At 59.3% G+C, this 17,872-nt stretch carries 19 protein-coding genes, 1 tRNA gene and 1 pseudogene; 5 read left to right on the forward strand and 16 right to left on the reverse strand.

Going from position 1 to position 17,872, the window contains the following annotated elements:
- The first annotated feature begins 234 nt into the window (after positions 1-234).
- Complete coding sequence (locus AC3IUA_RS23640) at positions 235-828, forward strand: nitroreductase family protein (RefSeq protein ID WP_489357288.1); 594 nt, start codon at positions 235-237, stop codon at positions 826-828.
- Positions 829-924: 96 nt separating this feature from the next.
- Here AC3IUA_RS23640 and AC3IUA_RS23645 read toward each other — a convergent pair whose 3' ends face one another.
- From AC3IUA_RS23645 to cynR, 7 genes are all read right to left on the reverse strand, one after another.
- Positions 925-1,857 carry a D-2-hydroxyacid dehydrogenase gene (locus AC3IUA_RS23645; protein ID WP_489357289.1) on the reverse strand — a complete coding sequence of 311 codons (933 nt, stop codon included), beginning with the start codon at positions 1,855-1,857 and terminating at the stop codon, positions 925-927.
- Positions 1,858-1,982: 125 nt separating this feature from the next.
- Positions 1,983-2,276, reverse strand: a complete 294-nt coding sequence (locus AC3IUA_RS23650) for a YcgL domain-containing protein (protein ID WP_489357290.1) — start codon at positions 2,274-2,276, stop codon at positions 1,983-1,985.
- Positions 2,273-3,406, reverse strand: a complete 1,134-nt coding sequence (gene rnd / locus AC3IUA_RS23655; protein ID WP_489357291.1) for a ribonuclease D — start codon at positions 3,404-3,406, stop codon at positions 2,273-2,275. The genes AC3IUA_RS23650 and rnd overlap by 4 nt, the downstream gene beginning before the upstream one ends.
- A gap of 163 nt (positions 3,407-3,569) precedes the next feature.
- Positions 3,570-4,247 (reverse strand): class I SAM-dependent methyltransferase, encoded by a 678-nt coding sequence (locus AC3IUA_RS23660; RefSeq protein ID WP_489357292.1) that lies wholly within the window; start codon positions 4,245-4,247, stop codon positions 3,570-3,572.
- Between the two features lie 84 nt (positions 4,248-4,331).
- On the reverse strand, positions 4,332-5,981 hold the full coding sequence (locus AC3IUA_RS23665) for a phosphoethanolamine transferase (RefSeq protein ID WP_489357293.1): 1,650 nt from the start codon (positions 5,979-5,981) through the stop codon (positions 4,332-4,334).
- Between the two features lie 187 nt (positions 5,982-6,168).
- Positions 6,169-7,551, reverse strand: a complete 1,383-nt coding sequence (locus AC3IUA_RS23670; RefSeq protein WP_489357294.1) for a glutamine synthetase family protein — start codon at positions 7,549-7,551, stop codon at positions 6,169-6,171.
- Between the two features lie 367 nt (positions 7,552-7,918).
- Positions 7,919-8,800 carry a transcriptional regulator CynR gene (gene cynR / locus AC3IUA_RS23675; RefSeq protein ID WP_489357295.1) on the reverse strand — a complete coding sequence of 294 codons (882 nt, stop codon included), beginning with the start codon at positions 8,798-8,800 and terminating at the stop codon, positions 7,919-7,921.
- Positions 8,801-8,908: 108 nt separating this feature from the next.
- Here cynR and AC3IUA_RS23680 point away from each other — a divergent pair.
- Positions 8,909-8,989 (forward strand): annotated as a pseudogene (locus AC3IUA_RS23680) (carbonic anhydrase); the annotation flags it as partial.
- 73 nt (positions 8,990-9,062) lie between these two features.
- Positions 9,063-9,533 (forward strand): cyanase, encoded by a 471-nt coding sequence (gene cynS / locus AC3IUA_RS23685; RefSeq protein WP_489357296.1) that lies wholly within the window; start codon positions 9,063-9,065, stop codon positions 9,531-9,533.
- Positions 9,534-9,704: 171 nt separating this feature from the next.
- On the opposite strand, the gene AC3IUA_RS23690 is transcribed toward cynS, so the two are convergent.
- The 7 genes from AC3IUA_RS23690 to dapA form a co-directional block, all read right to left on the reverse strand.
- Positions 9,705-10,070 (reverse strand): 5-carboxymethyl-2-hydroxymuconate Delta-isomerase, encoded by a 366-nt coding sequence (locus AC3IUA_RS23690; protein WP_489357297.1) that lies wholly within the window; start codon positions 10,068-10,070, stop codon positions 9,705-9,707.
- Positions 10,071-10,151: 81 nt separating this feature from the next.
- Positions 10,152-11,081 carry a LysR family transcriptional regulator gene (locus AC3IUA_RS23695; RefSeq protein ID WP_489357298.1) on the reverse strand — a complete coding sequence of 310 codons (930 nt, stop codon included), beginning with the start codon at positions 11,079-11,081 and terminating at the stop codon, positions 10,152-10,154.
- A gap of 211 nt (positions 11,082-11,292) precedes the next feature.
- A tRNA-Ser gene (locus AC3IUA_RS23700) sits at positions 11,293-11,382 on the reverse strand.
- 84 nt (positions 11,383-11,466) lie between these two features.
- Positions 11,467-12,177, reverse strand: coding sequence for a phosphoribosylaminoimidazolesuccinocarboxamide synthase (purC, locus tag AC3IUA_RS23705; protein WP_489357299.1), 711 nt, complete (start codon positions 12,175-12,177; stop codon positions 11,467-11,469).
- 28 nt (positions 12,178-12,205) lie between these two features.
- Positions 12,206-12,964, reverse strand: coding sequence for an MBL fold metallo-hydrolase (locus AC3IUA_RS23710; protein WP_489357300.1), 759 nt, complete (start codon positions 12,962-12,964; stop codon positions 12,206-12,208).
- A gap of 4 nt (positions 12,965-12,968) precedes the next feature.
- Positions 12,969-14,084, reverse strand: coding sequence for an NlpB/DapX family lipoprotein (gene bamC, locus AC3IUA_RS23715; RefSeq protein ID WP_489357301.1), 1,116 nt, complete (start codon positions 14,082-14,084; stop codon positions 12,969-12,971).
- A gap of 17 nt (positions 14,085-14,101) precedes the next feature.
- Positions 14,102-14,980, reverse strand: coding sequence for a 4-hydroxy-tetrahydrodipicolinate synthase (gene dapA, locus AC3IUA_RS23720; protein ID WP_489357302.1), 879 nt, complete (start codon positions 14,978-14,980; stop codon positions 14,102-14,104).
- A 328-nt stretch (positions 14,981-15,308) separates the two neighbouring features.
- Between dapA and AC3IUA_RS23725 the strand changes: the two genes are divergently transcribed.
- Both AC3IUA_RS23725 and AC3IUA_RS23730 read left to right on the forward strand, forming a co-directional pair.
- Positions 15,309-15,869, forward strand: coding sequence for a glycine cleavage system transcriptional repressor (locus tag AC3IUA_RS23725; RefSeq protein ID WP_489357303.1), 561 nt, complete (start codon positions 15,309-15,311; stop codon positions 15,867-15,869).
- A gap of 10 nt (positions 15,870-15,879) precedes the next feature.
- Entirely contained in the window at positions 15,880-16,353 is a 474-nt protein-coding gene (locus AC3IUA_RS23730) for a peroxiredoxin (protein ID WP_489357304.1), read from the forward strand.
- A 110-nt stretch (positions 16,354-16,463) separates the two neighbouring features.
- On the opposite strand, the gene AC3IUA_RS23735 is transcribed toward AC3IUA_RS23730, so the two are convergent.
- Together AC3IUA_RS23735 and AC3IUA_RS23740 are read right to left on the reverse strand one after the other, a co-directional pair.
- Complete coding sequence (locus AC3IUA_RS23735; protein WP_489357305.1) at positions 16,464-17,534, reverse strand: AI-2E family transporter; 1,071 nt, start codon at positions 17,532-17,534, stop codon at positions 16,464-16,466.
- Between the two features lie 31 nt (positions 17,535-17,565).
- The gene (locus AC3IUA_RS23740; RefSeq protein ID WP_489357306.1) at positions 17,566-17,805 is read right to left on the reverse strand and encodes a sulfurtransferase TusA family protein; all 240 of its coding nucleotides are present in this window, start codon (positions 17,803-17,805) and stop codon (positions 17,566-17,568) included.
- Between the last annotated feature and the right edge of the window lie 67 nt (positions 17,806-17,872).

The following is a 17,872-nucleotide window of genomic DNA, read 5'->3' on the forward strand; positions in this document are numbered from 1 at the left end:
CAGGCAGTGAAAAGGCCGCCAGTCTAGTGCGCAAGGGCTCTGCGGCCAAGCGCTTGCGACTGCCGGTAGAACAGGACTTGTCAGTTCTTGTGCGGCGAAGTAGTTTTGCCAGTCGCAAAGAGCACCTGCCTGAGCCATTAACGTTCAACCGCGTTGCATTCAAGTGAACTGCCACGGCTCACATCAACTGCGCCCGCCGTTTTATTTCGACCCAAACCAGCAAGGAATCTCTTCATGAGCGCTAACCTCCGCGTCGCCGACTATGCCATCCACCCGCAGTTCACCGATCGCTGGTCGCCCCGCGCCTTCACCGGTGAAAGCATCCCGCAAGAAACCTTGTTGAGCTTCTTCGAAGCCGCGCGCTGGGCACCCTCGGCCTACAACTCGCAGCCATGGCGCTTCCTCTACGCTCGTCGTGACACGCCGAACTGGGAGCGCTACCTGGGCCTGCTGAATGAATTCAACCGCAGTTGGGCACAACATGCCTCGGCGCTGGTGATCGTGATCTCGAAAACCACCTTCACAGCTCCTGGCGCCGAAGAAGAAACACCGGCGCTGTGGCACACCTTCGACACCGGCTCGGCCTGGGGCCATCTGGCGCTGCAAGCCAGCCTCAGCGGCTGGCACACCCACGGCATGGCCGGTTTCGATCAGGAGCTGACCCGCAAGGAGCTGAATATTCCTGAAGGCTACGCGCTGCACGCTGCCGTGGCGATCGGCAAGCTGGGGGACAAGGCAACCCTGGCCGAATACCTGCAGGCCCGTGAAGTCCCAAGCCCGCGCCGTCCGTTGAGCGAGACAGCGGCTGAGGGTGATTTCAGCCTGTAAGATTTGGGTGATCGCAAAAGATCGCAGCCTGCGGCAGCTCCTACAGGAGCTGCCGCAGGCTGCGATCTTTTGGGGCTGGTCAGATCTCCCAGGGACCTAATACCCCCGATCGAAACTCACTTCCCCGCGTAACGCCGTACCCGCCTGATAAGCCCGCAGGTTCTCGACAAACAACTGCACCATCAGCGAAGGTGAAGTCGGCGCCGAGCTGTGGCCGGTCAGCAGCAAGCCCCAGGCGGTCCAGAACGGGTGACGTTGCGGCAATGGCTCCTGGCGGCAGACGTCGATCACCGCCCCGGCGAGATGCCCTTCCTTCAAGGCTTCGACCAGGTCCGCATCGACCACCGCGACACCGCGCCCGACGTTGATGAACAGGCCGGTCGGCTTGAATTTCTTGAACAGCGCCGCGTCGTACAGATCATGGGTGTTCGGTGTATTGGGCAGCAGGTTGACCACATAATCGACCTCCCCTACCAATCGCCCCAGATCTTCCAGCCCGCCGACTTCGATAAACGGCGCCAGCTCACGCGCTTCGCTGGCAATGCCATACAACTCGACACCGAATGGCAGCAGGAACTGCGCCACGCTGCGGCCAATGTCGCCAGTGCCGACGATCAACACCTTGCGCCCGGCCAGACTCTGGCCCAGACGGTTATCCCACTTGCGCTCGACCTGGCTGACCAGCCGCGCCAGCACTTCGCGCTCATGACCGAGCATGTAGGTCAGCACGTACTCGGCCATGAGCTGACCGAAAATCCCCACCGCCCGGGTCAGACGGTAATGCCGCGGCAACTCCTCGGCGAGCAACGGGGTGATCCCCGCCCAGGTCGATTGCAACCACTGCGGCTCATGGCCCTGACGCAGCAGCGTTGCCAGCAGGTCCGGCTGGCCGAACCAGATCGGGCAATCCGCGGCAAAGCCCGCAAGCTCCGCGGAGTCGCCGCTGGTGAGCACTTCCAGGTCAGGAGCGGCCTGACGCAACAATTGGGCGTAAAGAGCGTGGTCGTGTTCAGCAATCAGAACGCGCATGGTTCAAACCTTTCAAAAACAGTGCAGCGGGTCGTCGACGGGGTTTGCCCGCCATTAACGTCCTCTGCCGGATTATTCAGTTTCATGTGTAAGAGCGCTCCGCACAGAGCCCCCGGACCCGTTCGTCACATCGGATCATTGCGCCGCAGCAGTTCTTCGGGCAAATGTTCGATGTACTCGTCTTCAGCTGGCGGCATTTGCAGGTGATAACCCTGTTTCTCAAGGTTCTCCAACACCACATTGATGTCCTCGCGGGACAACTTGCGCTCCGGGCTCAGCACCAGGTCGAAGGCGTGGTGCGGCTTGCCGAATGCCAGCAGCAGGCTTTCCGGGACGCGCTCCAGTGCATCGCTTTTCAGCACATAGAGGTACATCTCGTTTCTCTTCAAGCTTCGGTAGATCGAGCAAATACGTTTCAAGGCTGTTCTCCGGCGGTGGCCAGGCTGTCGAGCAGCATCTGGCCCATCAATTCGCGGCGCCAGCCACGCAATGAATCAGGCAATTGGTAAGGGCCCTCGGGGAAGCCGCTTTTGAGCAAGGCTTCCAGGGTTTTCTTGCGTAGCATCAGTTCCGGTGCAATGTTCAGGCGCTCGGCCTCGGCCTGGCCGATTGCCCGCAGACGCTTGATCAGCGCGGCGGCTTCCACCGGCAATGGCTCTGACACCGCAGGCGGCCATTGATCAGGGGATACACTGCCAGCTTGCTTGATAAGCTCAAGCAGGAACTCGCCGTCCTGACGTACGGTACGCGGGTGCATGTCTTCGATTTTTGCCAGCGCCGTGAGGTTGTCCGGCTGGGTCCGGGCCAATGGCCACAGTGAATGCTCACGAACAATCCGGTTACGCGGCAGATCGCGGGCGCGGGCTTCGCGTTCACGCCAGGCACAGAGCTCTCGCAAAACGGCCAACTGGGCGCGGGAGAGTTTCCAGGCCAGTTTGGCCTCGCGATAGACCTCGTAGGGGTCGACTTCGCGACGCAGGTTGGCCACCAGTTCGGCACCGTCCTCCAGCACCCAGGCGAATTTGTCGTCCGACAGTTGCGGGCGCAGGCGGATGTAGACCTCGGCCAGATGCAGTGCATCTTCAGCGGCATAGCTGATCTGGGTCTCGGACAGCGGGCGTTGCAACCAGTCGGATCGAGTCTCGCCCTTGGGCAGATCGATGCCCAGCACTTCCTGGACCAGGCGCGAGTAGCCCATGGAAAAGCCCAGGTTCAGATAGGCGGCGGCCAATTGGGTATCGAACAGCGGTGCCGGCAGGCTGCCGGTCAATCGCAGCAACACTTCCAGATCTTCGCTGCACGCATGTACAACCTTGATCACTGCCGGATCTTCCAGCAAGGCGGCCAAGGGTTGCCAGTTATCGATCGTCAATGGGTCAATCAGGAAAGCGCGCACGCCATCGCCAATCTGCAGCAGCCCGGCGATCGGATAAAAAGTGTCGACCCGCATGAATTCGGTGTCGAGGGCAACGAACGGCAATTGCTGCCACTCGGCGCAAAACTGACCGAGGCTATCGTTGTCGCGAATCCAGTGAATATCGATGGCCACACGGCTCTCCCTTGAAGAATGGCGCGCAGTATATATCGACCCCGGCGATTTCCGAGCATTCACTGCAGTGGAGCATGAAGGAAAACTCCTGGCGGACTATCAGAATAGCCCGACAGAACAGACTAGTGGCCTGTACGGCTAACAGAACCAGCCACACAGGCCACTAACGGCCTTTACGCAGCGCGTAGACCCGTGACAGGCCGCAACCGGGCATGAAGTCTTGAGAATGGAGAATCTCGAACCCCGCTTGTCTGAACTCGCCTACGACCTGGGCTTTACTGGCCAACGGGCGTTTTGCAGCCTCCGCCGATGCAGCGTCTTTGGCCCTCCGGCGACGAACCTTGAAGCTGCCGGCGACTTGCACCGAAACAATCACCGTGTCGCGGCTGACGCGATGAAGTTCACGCAGCAAGAGCAATCGGTGCTCGCTGCTGACGATGTGCTGAAACAACTGCATGCAAAAAATGCAGTCCACGGCATTGTCCGGCAGGCCAATGGTGAACGCCGAGCTCTGAAAGGTTTTCACCCGATCGAGCAGGCCAGGCGAATGATGGGTCTGGGCGTGGTCGAGCATATCCTGAGAGTTGTCCGCCGCCAGGATGACCCGGTTTGCGTGCTCCGCCAGCACCGGCCAGAAACGCCCTGCACCGCAGGCCAGATCGAGTATCAGCCCGGGCTCGCCCGCCACCTTGAGCGCCTGACGCACCAACTGCTCAGCGCGCCAAAGCGAGAGACGCCTGGCCAGGTTGACGGGGCGCGCTCCCAGACACACCCTGGCGTGCTCCTGGTCGTAACGCCTGGCGAACTCAAGCTCGATGGTAGACGGGGGTTGCGAGGACATGACGCACGGACTCTTGTAAAGGGATCACCTGGCGGCAGACTAACCACTGACGCGTGAAAAAAAGGTCGAACGACGCTGACGATCTCACTGAGTGGCCAACACCCCATCGAGAACAGTGCCGCGGCAACCGGCAAACATATCCAGGCTGGGGTTGTAAACGCTGCTGTTGACTTCCAGCAGGCCGAGCATTGAATGGAACAGATTGTCCTGGCTCAGCGGCTTTTCGCGGCTCAGTTGCAGGCAATGGGTGTCCACCGAAAAGCTCTTCTGGTAACTGTCCGAGAACCAGGCGAGCATCGCCACATGCTTCTGCTGCTCCGGCGCCAGCATGTAAGGCGTGCCGTGCAGGAACAGGTTGAACTCACCGAGCGATTCACCGTGATCCGACAGGTAGAGCATCGCGGTATCGACCTTGTCCTGATTGCTGCGCAGCAAGTCGATCAGCGTCGCCAACACGTGATCGGTATACACCAGCGTGTTGTCGTAACCGTTGATGATGCTTTCGCGGCTGCAACTGTTCAGCGCGTTGCTTTCACAGACCGGAGTGAAACGCTCGTACTCCTTGGGATAACGCTTGAAGTATTCCGGACCATGACTACCCATCTGATGCAGCACCAGCACGGTGTCTTTATCGAGGTGATCGATGAAGTGCTGCAACCCTTGCAACAGGATTTCATCGTGGCATTCGCTATTGGCACACAACCCCGGATCCTTGAGATTGCTCACATCCTGAAGCGTGACCCGGTCGCAGGTGCCTTTGCAGCCGGACTGGTTGTCGCGCCAGATCACATCCAGCCCGGCATGCTTGAGCACATCGAGCAGACCTTCTTCGTTCTTCGCCGTGCTGGCGTTGTAGTCCTTGCGGCCCAGGTTGGAGAACATGCACGGCACCGATACCGCGGTTTCCGTGCCGCAGGAGTGCACATCGGTAAAGGCAATCAGGCCGGCCTCTTTATTCAGTTTCGGCGTGGTATCGCGGTTATAACCCAGAACGCCGAAATTCGACCCACGGGCACTTTCGCCCACCACCAGCACCGTCAGCGACTTGCGGGCATGGACCTGCCAGCTCGGGTTCTTCTGCGCATCTTCTCCAATCTTGACGAATGGCTGCCGGGAGGACACCACCTGCTCACGCAAATAGCCGACGGACGCGCCAATGTAATTACTCGGCACTATCATCAAGCGCAACTCATGGTGATTACGAAACAACGAAGACAAACCCTGGTAGTTGGCCAGAGCGACAATACCGAGCACACCCGCCGATACAACACCGAGCAAAATCTTACTTAATGCTTCGCGGTGCCAGCGACGATAGTTTACTGGGGTCTTCCATAACAACCACGACGGCAACACACCCAGAAAAAAAAGGTAGGCCAGCCACTTGACCGAAAGTAAGTCACGCACTTCGGTGGCATTGGTTTCGGCGAAGTTACGTAACATCCCCTTATCAATCAAAACACCATACTGCGCCATGAAATAAGCCACGCCAGCGCTGATTAAAAACAACAGGATCAGCACCGGCTTGAGAACGTAAGGAAAGGCCAGCAGGGTCAGGACAATATTGAACGCGCACCAGATCATTACCCCGAATGCCACGCGCATGGCAATGCCTTGCCCGTCGAACGAGGTAATGGCGAACAGGTGTTGCCAGAGCACAAAGTTGAAGCCGATTAATAAAAAGGCACTGGCAACCAACGTCACCCACTCGGGGCGCACGGCTTTAATAGTCCACATGACGGTCTGCTTTATCCTTGAAAGTAGTGCCGCCAGGAAGTAACAAAAACTTCACTTCCCACGACAGCACAAACTTTAAGCAGCCAACCATCAATTTTTCGTGAAAAATAAGCGAACGAATAGTTTTATCAGCGGCAAGCGTTAAGCTTCAAGTTGTGAGCTTGAAGCTTGAAGCTTGAAGCTGCTTTTAGGCTTGATGTAAATACCAGCGCCAGTCCTGTTCGCCCACTTCGCCCATGAATTGCCGGTACTCGGCCCGCTTCACCGCCAGGTACACCCCAAGAAACTCGGTTCCGAAGGCGTCCCGAGCCCAGGACGAGCCTTCCAGGGCACGCAAGGTGGTCAGCCAGTCCGTCGGCAGCAGCTCGGTGGCCTGAGCGTAACCATTGCCTTCAACCGGCGCGCCGGGATCGCGCTGTTCGCGAATGCCCCGATGAATACCCGCCAGAATCGCTGCTGCCGCCAGATACGGATTGGCATCGGCGCCGCAGATACGGTGTTCGATATGCCGGGAAAACGCCGGGCCGCCGGGTACCCGAAGGCTGACCGTACGGTTGTCGACGCCCCAGGTCGCGGCCAGCGGCGCGTAACTGTTGGTCTGGAAACGCCGGTAAGAGTTGGCGTTGGGGCAGAACAGCAGCAAAGAGTCGAGCAAGCTGCTGAGCATGCCGCCGACCGCCTGCCTGAGCAGCGGAGTGCCGTCGGGCGCTTCGCTGGCGAAGAGGTTATTGCCGTCCTTGTCCGCCAGGCTGACATGCATGTGCATGCCGGTACCGGCCAGGTCATCGAAGGGTTTGGCCATGAAACAGGCAGTCATGCCGTGCTTGTGCGCCACGCCTTTGACCAGGCGTTTGTAGCGCACCGCCTCATCCATCGCCTGCAAGGCATCGTTGCGATGCTCAAGGGTGATCTCCACCTGCCCCGGTGCGTACTCGGAAATCGCCGTGCGCGCCGCAATGCCCTGGAGCTTGCAGGCGTTGTAGAGATCAGCGAGAAACGGCTCGATCTGCTCCAGCTCACGCAAGCCATAGACCTGCGTAGTCCGCGGCCGACCGCCGTCGACATCCCGCGCCGGTTGCGGCCGACCGTTGCTGTCGCGCTCACGGTCGAGCAGATAGAACTCCAGCTCCGCCGCCATGACCGGATAAAAACCATCAGCCTTGAGGCCATCGATCACCTGGGCCAGCAGATGCCGCGGATCAGCGACTGTCGCCGGCATCCCCTCTTGCGGGTGCATGCTGACCTGCACCGCCGCGGTAGGAATCAGCCGCCACGGCATGCGCTGCAAACTGCCACTGAGCGGATAGGCCCTGCAGTCGATATCGCCGACTTCCCAGACCAGCCCGGAGTTTTCCACGTCGTCGCCATTGATGGTCAACCCGAGGATGGTGCTCGGCAGCGGCCGGCCGCTTTCATACACGGCCAACAGTTCATCGCGATGCAGCAACTTGCCCCGTGGCACGCCGTTGTTGTCGAGGATGAACAGCTCGAACATCTCGATATCCGGATTGTTCGCAAGAAAGGTCTGGGCTTCTTGTAGGGAGGCAAAGGGGGTCGTGGCAAAATTCATGGGAACTCTCGTATTTCCGCGTCAGGCAAGCGCGCAGGCGCCGCCGGTTGAATCCACTGTGCCGCGTAGGGCGAAGTGGCATCCGTATGAAGACTTAACGGGAAATACAGGCATCCGGTGGGCGCGCATGGCGACAGTGCCAGAGCGCCCAGAAGGCCAGTTCAGAAGGGAGTGCAGACAGGCTCGGTGCGGTGGCAGGCGTGAATCGATGACAAAGGCCCGAGGCGCTGGCGCCAGGAGAAGCCTTGAGTTTGATTCCGATCAGCCAGGCGCCCATACGAAAACCGCAGTAAACAGATGCCGAGCAGCGTCACACGGGCGGATAAGCCGTTAAATCCGGATTTGAAGAACCTTGGTTGCAGATTGACTAAACATTCCCCCGCTGCTCGACCAACTCGACAAACGCCCCACACGCGGTACTTCGGTAAGCGCCCTTGCGACTGAGCAATGCCACGGTGCGTTGCAGCAGTGCCGGTTCGAGCTCCAGCGCCTGCAAGCCCGTCTGCTCGCGGGCAACGGCTTGCGGGAGGATCGTCGCCAGTTGGCTGCGGCGTACGGTCTCGATGATCGCGCTGATGGAGTTGGCTTCCATAACGATACGTGGCGCGATGTTTTGCTCGCGACAGTAGCGGTCGATGTGCTGGCGGGTGGCGAAGTCGCTGCTGAGCAAGACCAGCGCCTGCTCGCCCAGTTCGTGAGCACTCAATGACTGCTGCCCGACAAACCCCGGATGGGTATCACTCACCACCAGGCTCAGGGTTTCGGCGAACAGCGCCTGAGATTCGATATCGGCCAGATGTTCACCGCAAAAACCGATGCCGATATCCAGGCGGTCTTCAGCCAGCGCCGCTTCGATTCGGTCCTGAGTCATTTCCTCGACGCTCAGGGTGATTGCCGGGTAAAGGCTATTGAAGCGGGTCAGCAACGGGCCGATCAGATAGGTGGTGAAGGTCGGGGTCATTGCCAGGCGCAACGAACCACGACTCAGATCCTGCACGTCATGCATCGCCCGTTTGGCTGCCTGCAGATCCTGCAGGGCTTGCCGGGCATAACGCACATAGGCCTCACCGGCGTCGGTCAGGCGCACGCAACGTCCCGAACGGTCGAATAACGTCGCGCCGAGGGAGTCCTCCAGCTGTTTGATCTGCTGCGACAGCGTCGGCTGCGACACATGCAGCGCTTCGGCAGCTCTGGTGAAGTTGCGATGCTCGGCAACCGCCAGCAGGTAGCGAATATGACGTAACAGCATGGCCGCTCAACTATAGGAAGGGCTTATGGCAACAATAATAAGCCGGTCTTGGACGCTATAGCCGAAAAATTTCATCCTTGCCCCATCAGCGACGCAAGGAGAATCACCATGCAAGACATCATCGACGGCTTTCTCAAGTTCCAGCGTGAGGCTTTTCCGGAGCGCAGCGAACTGTTCAAGCAATTGGCTATGCAAATTGCCACACGCCGCCTGACCCCATTGCGGTAGCGACTTTTCGTACTTAACCAAAGAGGAAATCACCATGCTGCAATCACAATTCACTCAAGCCCCACGCCTGGCCCTGGCCGACATCATCATCGACGCCAAGGCCCGCAAGAACCTTTCGTGGCAGGACCTGACCGACGGCACCGGCCTGAGCCTGGCCTTCGTCACCGCCGCTCTGCTCGGTCAACACCCTCTGCCGGCTGAAGCCGCCAATGTAGTCTGCGACAAACTCGGCCTGGACCAGGACGCCAGCCGCCTGCTGCAAAGCGTGCCATTGCGCGGCAGCATCCAGGGCGGGATCCCGACCGATCCGACCGTCTACCGTTTTTATGAAATGCTGCAGGTCTACGGTTCGACGCTCAAGGCCCTGGTCCACGAGCAGTTCGGCGACGGCATCATCAGCGCCATCAACTTCAAACTGGACATCAAGAAAGTCGAAGATCCGGACGGCGGTTCCCGTGCGGTGATCACTCTGGATGGCAAGTACCTGCCGACCAAGCCGTTCTGATTGAAAAAGCCACTGCCTGCGGGAAAACCGGCGAGAGCCCTGAAACCGCCTGTATCGCGGGCAAGCCCTCTCCCACAGGTATGGCACTGTCTCCGTGGGACCGATTTGCCCGCTAAGAATGATGACTCGATTGACCTGACAAACCGCCCGCTCTGACTGGTAACCGATTTGTCAGAACCCGATAGCGGTCTTGGTGTAAGACTCCCGGTCAATATCCAGAATCTCCGCGCACAACTGCACTTCGACATTGGCCGGCCATTCACACAGGTCCTGCAGTACCTCCAACAGGCTTTGCGACAATTGTCGCTTGATCTCGGCCGAACGCCCGCTCAGCAGCGCCAGCTTCACATGCACGAAAGCCCGCTCAGCCAATCCAGTGCCGACCCGAAATGCCCCCACCTGCACTGCCCGGCTCTTGATATCGAACTCCGCCGCAAACAGCCCTGAAGCCACCAACGCAAGGTTGAGTCGCAACAATGCCTTGTCGGCATCCAGTTCCGGCAGATTGGGGGTGTATTCCATATGCAGGTGAGGCATGACAGTGCTCCTGATCGCGTGAAGGTAAGGTGGTAGATATAGCACAGGGACGCCTTGCGGCTGCCGCCCTTGGCTCTGCTTTCAGAGCGGTTTGAGATTGCCCGCCCCGCGCTCACTCATGAATGCTTCCAGCCGCGAACGCAGCCAGCGTTCCGCCGGGTCGCTGTCGACGTGGCTCAGCCAGACCATCGAAAGATCCAGGGTCGGTGTCTTGAACGGGAATGGCTCTTTGAACAACTGACCGGAAGCCGCCATGGCCGCGGCGGTGTAATCCGGCAGGCTGGCGATCATGTCGGTGTCGGCGAGCAATGCCGGCAACGAACTGTATTGCGGCACCGAAAGCACCACATGGCGCTTACGGCCGATTTCCGCCAGCCACTCATCAGCGAAACCACTGACATTGGCGGTGTGGGACACCAGCACATGCGGCCGTGAGCAGTATTCATCGAGGGTCAGCGGGGTGTCAGACTTATCCGCACGCAACACGCTGGGCTGAATTTGCCTGAGTAACTTACGTTTGGCGTTGGCTGGCAGGCCGCGGGTCTGACTGATGCCGACAGTAATGTCGCCGGACGCCAGCAAGTCCGGAATCCGCCAGTAGTCGACGTGCTGAACGACAAACACCACCTGCGGCGCCTCCTGGCGCAGCGTCCGCAACAACGGCGGCAGCAAACCGAACTCCACATCATCTGACAGGCCGATGCGAAAGGTCATGCGGCTGCTGGCGGGCTCGAAATCATGGGTCAGGCTCAAGGCGACCGAAAGCGAGTCCAGCGCCGGCGAGAGATGCCGAATGATCTCCTCGGCCCTCGCCGTCGGCTCCATGCGATGCCCGACCCGGATAAACAACGGATCGTTGAACATCGTGCGCAAGCGATTGAGCGCCGAACTGATGGTGGGTTGCCCGAGAAACAGCTTCTCCGCAACCCGCGTCACATTGCGTTCGAGCATCAGCGTTTCGAACACAACCATCAGATTGATGTCGGCCTTGCGCAGTTCATTACGATTCATCGAGTGCCCTCAGTCCCCAAGACTGTTCACAGTTTAGGGAGGGGCAAGGCCTTTGCCCAATGAAACGAAGCTGCCCCCTTATGGGAGCAGCTTGCGGATTACCAAAGGCGATGAGGAAATACCGTCCTCAACCGCCGGCGCCCTTGTTCAGGACGGGACACCAGACGAAAAAAAGCCCCGAGGGCTATTAAGCGCTCGGGGCTTTTAAATATGGCGGAGAGATAGGGATTCGAACCCTAGGTACCGGTGAAGGTACAACGGATTTCGAATCCGTCCCATTCGGCCACTCTGGCATCTCTCCAACGGCGCGCATCATAACAGCACCTTTGCCGGAAGCGAAGCCCCCTGAGCAAAATTTTTCCGTGCTATCAGTCGCTTGCGTCGGTTAAAGCGGTACGCCCAGACGTTTGGCGACTTCTTCGTAGGCTTCGATAACGTCACCGAGGCCCTGGCGGAAGCGGTCTTTGTCCATTTTCTTGCGGGTTTCCTTGTCCCACAGGCGGCAGCCGTCCGGGCTGAATTCGTCACCCAGGACGATTTCACCGTGGAATACGCCGAATTCGAGTTTGAAGTCGACCAGCAGCAGACCGGCGTCGTCGAACAGTTTGCTAAGGACTTCGTTGACCTTGAGCGACAGTTCTTTCATGCGCACCAGTTGCTCGGCCGTGCCCCAACCGAACGCCACGACGTGGGATTCGTTGATGAACGGGTCGCCCTTGGCGTCGTCCTTGAGGAACAGTTCGAAGGTGTAAGGCTCGAGCTTGAGGCCTTCTTCGACGCCCAGGCGCTTGACCAGGCTGCCGGCGGCGTAGTTACGCACGACGCACTCGACCGGGATCATGTCGAGTTTCTTCACCAGGCACTCGTTGTCACCCAGCAGCTTGTCGAATTGGGTCGGCACGCCGGCTTCTTCGAGTTTCTGCATGATGAAGGCGTTGAACTTGTTGTTCACCATGCCTTTGCGGTCGAGCTGCTCGATGCGCTTGCCGTCGAACGCCGAAGTGTCGTTGCGAAACAGCAGGATCAAGCGGTCAGCGTCATCGGTCTTGTAAACCGATTTGGCTTTGCCGCGGTAGAGTTCTTCACGTTTTTCCATGATGGGCTCCGCTTGCTAAGTAGGTGGGCTAGGCGATATGTCGCCAGTCGAGCCCTGAATCTTGATCGGCCAGTTGCAGCCAGTCCGGGTCGCACCCAAGGGTGTCGACAAAACATTGCCGGGCCAGCTGCGGCAGGTTGTTCTTGCTGCTCAGATGGGCCAGGACCAGGTGTTGCAGGTCTTTCCAGCCCAACTCCGCCACCAGGAATGCCGCCTGATGGTTATTCAAATGTCCCAGCTCACCGCCCACCCGCTGCTTGAGAAAGTACGGGTAGTGACCGCGGGCCAGCCTGTCGCGGCAATGGTTGGACTCGATCATCAACGCATCGAGATCCCGATAGCCTTCCAGCACCTTGCTGCAATACGAACCCAGATCGGTCAACAGGCCAAAACGCCGCTCGCCGTCACTGAAGACGTACTGCGTCGGTTCCTGCGCATCGTGGGATACAGAGATCACGTCGATGCTCAAGGCACCGACCTGAAGTTGCTCACCACCTGCCACGAAGCCCGCCGGTTCAACGGGTTTGCGCATCCCGCGCAAGGTACCGCGACTGAGGTAGACCGGTAGATTGTAACGCCGAGACAGCAAACCCACGCCATGCACGTGGTCGGCATGTTCGTGGGTCACCAGAATCGCGCTCAGCTGCGTCGGGCTTACACCCAGGCGCAGCAGGCGCCGCTCGGTTTCGCGCAGGGAGAAACCACAATCCACCAGAATGTACGTGTCATTACTGGCTATCAGCGTGCCATTCCCTTGGCTACCACTGCCGAGAACGGCAAAACGCATGTGATCAGCCCAGGTTGTCCTGAATCACGCTCAACACTTTGCGAGCCACTTCTGGCGGCGCAACGGTGTTGATGTTTTTCTCGACGGTGACTTGCACGGTGTCGCCCACCTTGCTCAGGCGAACCTGATAACGCTCGGCGCGGGCTTCAACTTCTTCTTTCGCCGGCTTGCTGCCAAACAGCTTGCCGAAGAAACCTGGCTCGTTGTCCTTGGTCTCGGCTTTTTCAGCGAGGTTGATGTAGTACAGGCCCAGGCTGCGGTTGATGTCTTCAACCCGCCATTCGCCCTGCTCCAGCGCGCGACCGACACTCGACCAGGCACGGTCGAGGTCCTCACCGAGGTTAAGCACCACGTTGCCGCTGCCGTCCTCGGTGAGGCTGACACGGTTAGGCGTATCGAAATCACGCGCAGCCAACAGGGAGACCGAACCGCCCTTCTCGGAGATACGGCTCATGCTCGCGAGCATTTCATCGACCAGCACCGCGTCCAGCCCGGTGTTGACCGAGCGGTTAGTGAACTCAGTATTGGCGGTACTGCCGGCAGCACGCTCGGCACTGACCACATAGACTTCACTGGTGTTGCGCTGCACACCCGGCTCGATACGGACCCGTACCCGGAATTCGTTGTCGGGCGCCGTTGTGGTGCTGCCCAGGCGTTTGGCCATCGACGCGGAGAGCTCGTCAGAGCGCTGCCAGGTGGTGGTGAACTCGCCGGTCTGCGGGCGTTGTTCGTCAAGGCGGAAACCGTTGTCCTGGAAGAACTGCACGGCCACTGGCCAGACTTCCGCGGGCGGACGCTGCGCCGTGATCCAGCGCGATTCGCCGGTTTTCTGCAGGCTGTAGGCGCTGGCATCGGCGCTGGCCGTCAACGGCTGCGGACGCGGCACTTCGTATTCGCCCTTGACGCTGTCGTCAGCCACGTTACGCGGGATCGGCAACAGCGGGTCGAGGCGCTTGGAAGTGCTGACATCCGGTGGCAATTGCATCGGTGCAGTCTGTTGCGCCTCCAGGTAATCGCTGCCACGGTCGCGGAAGTAACCTTCCGGGCCCCAAAGCCACCCACAGCCACTGGTGCTGGAGATAATCAAGGCAAGTGCGGAAAGTCCGGCCATTCGCTTCATGCGTAGTACTTCCTCAATTAAACCAATACGCCGGACTGGCGCATGGCCTGTCGCAGCGGTTCGTGACAGGCAGCACTGAGCCAGGTGAGCGGCAGACGGATACCGTCCGGCATCAAGCCCATTTCATGCAGGGCCCATTTCACGGGGATCGGGTTGGATTCGATAAACAGGGTTTTATTGAGTGGCATCAGCTTTTCGTGGATCGCCCGGGCCGTCACGGCGTCGCCACGCATCGCGGCGGCGCACAGGTCGCTCATGGCTCGCGGAGCAACGTTGGCGGTAACCGAGATATTGCCTTTGCCGCCGAGCAGCATCAACTCGACTGCCGTTGCGTCGTCACCGGAGTACACCAGGAAGTCGCTGCTGACGCCGGCCAGGATGTCCTTGGCGCGTTGCAGGTCACCGGTGGCTTCCTTGATACCGATGATATTCGGCACGGTCGACAGACGGATCACGGTCTCGGCCAGCATGTCACACGCCGTACGGCCGGGCACGTTGTAGAGGATCTGTGGAATGTCCACCGCTTCGGCGATCGCACGGAAGTGCTGATACAAGCCTTCCTGGGTCGGCTTGTTGTAGTAAGGCGTTACCAGCAGGCACGCGTCGGCGCCGGCGTTTTTCGCGTTGTTGGTCAGTTCGATCGCTTCACGCGTCGAATTGGCGCCGGTACCGGCGATCACCGGAATACGCCCTGCAACTTGAGCTACCACGCGACGAATCACTTCGATGTGTTCGTTCACATCGAGGGTGGCCGACTCACCTGTGGTGCCGACCGCCACGATGGCGTTGGTGCCCTCTTGCAGGTGGAAGTCCACCAGTTTGCTCAGGCTGTCCCAATCGAGACGACCCTGTGCATCCATGGGTGTGACCAGTGCCACCATACTGCCCGCAATCATGCAACCGCTCCTGCCGGAAAAAGAGAGCGGTAATGGTACTGGCGCCAAGATGCTTGTACAAGCGAAGTACTGCGCTCGCGCCATTCCCCTGAGCGATGGTTTTCGCTACCCTTCAGACTTTGATCGGTACTCATAAGCTTGTACGCCAGGTTTGAGCCTCCCTTTTCGGCCTCCGAAGCCCCGATCCTGCGTTGCCGCCCTTCGCTCTCGCCTTACTGGAGCTCGTCGCAACCTCTGGATTCAGGGTTTTTGATTTCGTATCCGGACGCTTGCCCTGTGCGCTCGGGCCCCTAAAAGTATCGACCGCTCATCGTTTTAGGAATGCTGCATGTCCACCCCCACAGTCCGCGAACAATTCCTTGTCATCAGTGCCCTCGGCGCCAACCCCATGGAGCTGACTAACGTCCTGTGCCGCGCCAGCCATGAAAATCGCTGTGCCGTTGTGACCTCCCGCCTGACTCGCCACGGCGAATGCAGCGCGCTGGTCCTGCAGATTTCCGGCACCTGGGACGCGCTGGCGCGCCTCGAAGCAGGCTTGCCCTCTCTGGCCAAGAAACATGCCTTCACGGTCAACGTGGTGCGTAGCGCTGCGCTGGAAAATCGCCCTGAGGCGCTGCCTTATGTGGCATATGTCAGCTCGGCCTATCGCTCGGACATCGTCAACGAGCTGTGCCAGTTCTTCATCGACCATAACGTCGAGCTGGAAAACCTGACCTGCGACACCTACCAGGCGCCGCAGACCGGCGGCACCATGCTCAATGCGACCTTCACCGTGACCTTGCCGGCCGGCGTGCAGATCAGTTGGCTGCGCGACCAGTTCCTGGATTTCGCCGACGCGCTGAACCTCGACGCGCTGATCGAACCGTGGCGCCCACAGAACCCAATCTAAGGAAGCTTTCATGGCCGTTGCCATCGACCAACCTGTCGCCGACTTCGAAGCGCCCGCCACCAGTGGGCAATCTGTCAGCCTCGCCGGGCTCAAGGGCAAGCAAGTGGTGATCTACTTCTATCCGAAGGACAGCACCCCTGGCTGCACCACCGAAGGCCAGGGCTTTCGCGATCAGTACGCCGGGTTCAAGGCGGCCAACACCGAAGTCTTCGGCCTATCGCGTGACAGCCTGAAGTCCCACGAGAACTTCAAGTGCAAGCAGGAGTTTCCCTTCGAGCTGATCAGCGACAAGGATGAAGCCATCTGCCAGCTGTTCGATGTGATCAAGCTCAAGAAGCTCTACGGCAAGGAGTACATGGGCGTCGACCGCAGCACCTTCCTGATCGACAAGGATGGCATCCTGCGTCAGGAATGGCGCGGCGTGAAAGTACCGGGTCATGTGGATGCGGTGCTGGCTGCGGCTCAGGCCCTTAACAAAGCCTGATCCGAATAAGCGACGCCCCAAAAGGATCGCAGCCTGCGTAGGAGCTGCCGAGCGAAGCGAGGCTGCGATCTTTTAAACGGCACCACCGATTTTCTGTCTGGCATCGACATCTACAACAACGGCGCCACGATCGGCTCCTTGCGCGGCCAGGCATCCAGTACTGCCTTGAACAGGGTCGCCAGCGGAATCGCGAAGAATATCCCCCAGAAGCCCCACAACCCGCCAAATAACAGCACCGCGCAGATGATCGCCACCGGATGCAGGTTGACCGCTTCGGAGAACAGCAGCGGCACCAGCACGTTGCCATCCAGCGTCTGGATGATTCCGTAGACTGCCATCAGATAGATGAACTGATCGCTCCAGCCCCACTGGAACAGCGCAATCAGTAGTACCGGCACAGTCACCACCACCGCCCCGACGTACGGCACCACCACCGAAACCCCGACCAACAACGCGAGCAATGCCGCGTAATTCAGGCCCAGGGCGACAAAGGCAATGTAGGTCACCCCACCGCAAATGAAGATCTCGATCACCTTGCCGCGAATATAGTTGGCGATCTGGCGGTTCATTTCCTGCGCAACCCGGGTAATCAATGCGCGTTCGCGAGGCAGATAACCCCGGACCCATTGCCCGATCATTTCCCGATCCTTGAGGAAGAAAAACACCAGGATCGGTACCAGCACCAGGTAGATCATGATGTTGACCAGCAACGGCAGGCTGGACAGCGAGAACGTCAGCGCCCATTGGCCAAATTTGCCGATTTCGCCGCGCGCCACTTCGATGGCCTGCAACACCTGCTCATCGGACACCAGATGCGGATAACGCTCCGGCAGCAGCAACAGCAAGGATTGCCACTTGGCGAGCATGCCCGGCAATTCGTTGAACAAGGTGATCAACTGATGCCATAGCAATGGCACCACCACCACGATGAACACCATCAAAACGCCCATGAACAAGGCGAACACCAGTCCAACCGCTGCCCCACCGGGCAAACGCAGACGCTCAAGGATGACCACCAGCCCTTGCATCAGATAGGCCAGGACCATCCCCGCCAGGACCGGCGCCAGCATCCCGCCCAGGGTCAGCACCGCGGTAAAGGCCAGGAACAGGAGAACGGCCAGCACCACCGCCTCTTCATCGGAGAAATAGCGCTGAATCCAGTCGCGTAACACCTTGAACATCAATAATCCTTATAAATCGGCGAGGCCGAACTCAGGCTTTGCGCAACCAGTATCGATAGACACCGGCGTCATCTTCTTCGCGAAGCAACGTATGACCGGCCAAACGGGCAAAGGTGCGAAAATCGCGCTGAGAACCGGCGTCCGTGGCGATTACCTTGAGCACTGCACCGCTGGGCAGGCGATTGAGTTCCAGCTTGGCCTTGAGCAATGGCAGCGGGCAGTTCAAACCACTGGCGTCCAGTTCGGCGTCGTACTCTACAGTTTCGGTCATTGCTTCACTCCTGACGGGCGTTCAAGCCGTCTAGAATATCTGGTCCCGGGCCAAGTGTCCGGCTACA

It is taken from the genome of Pseudomonas sp. KH_050, from assembly GCF_057838875.1.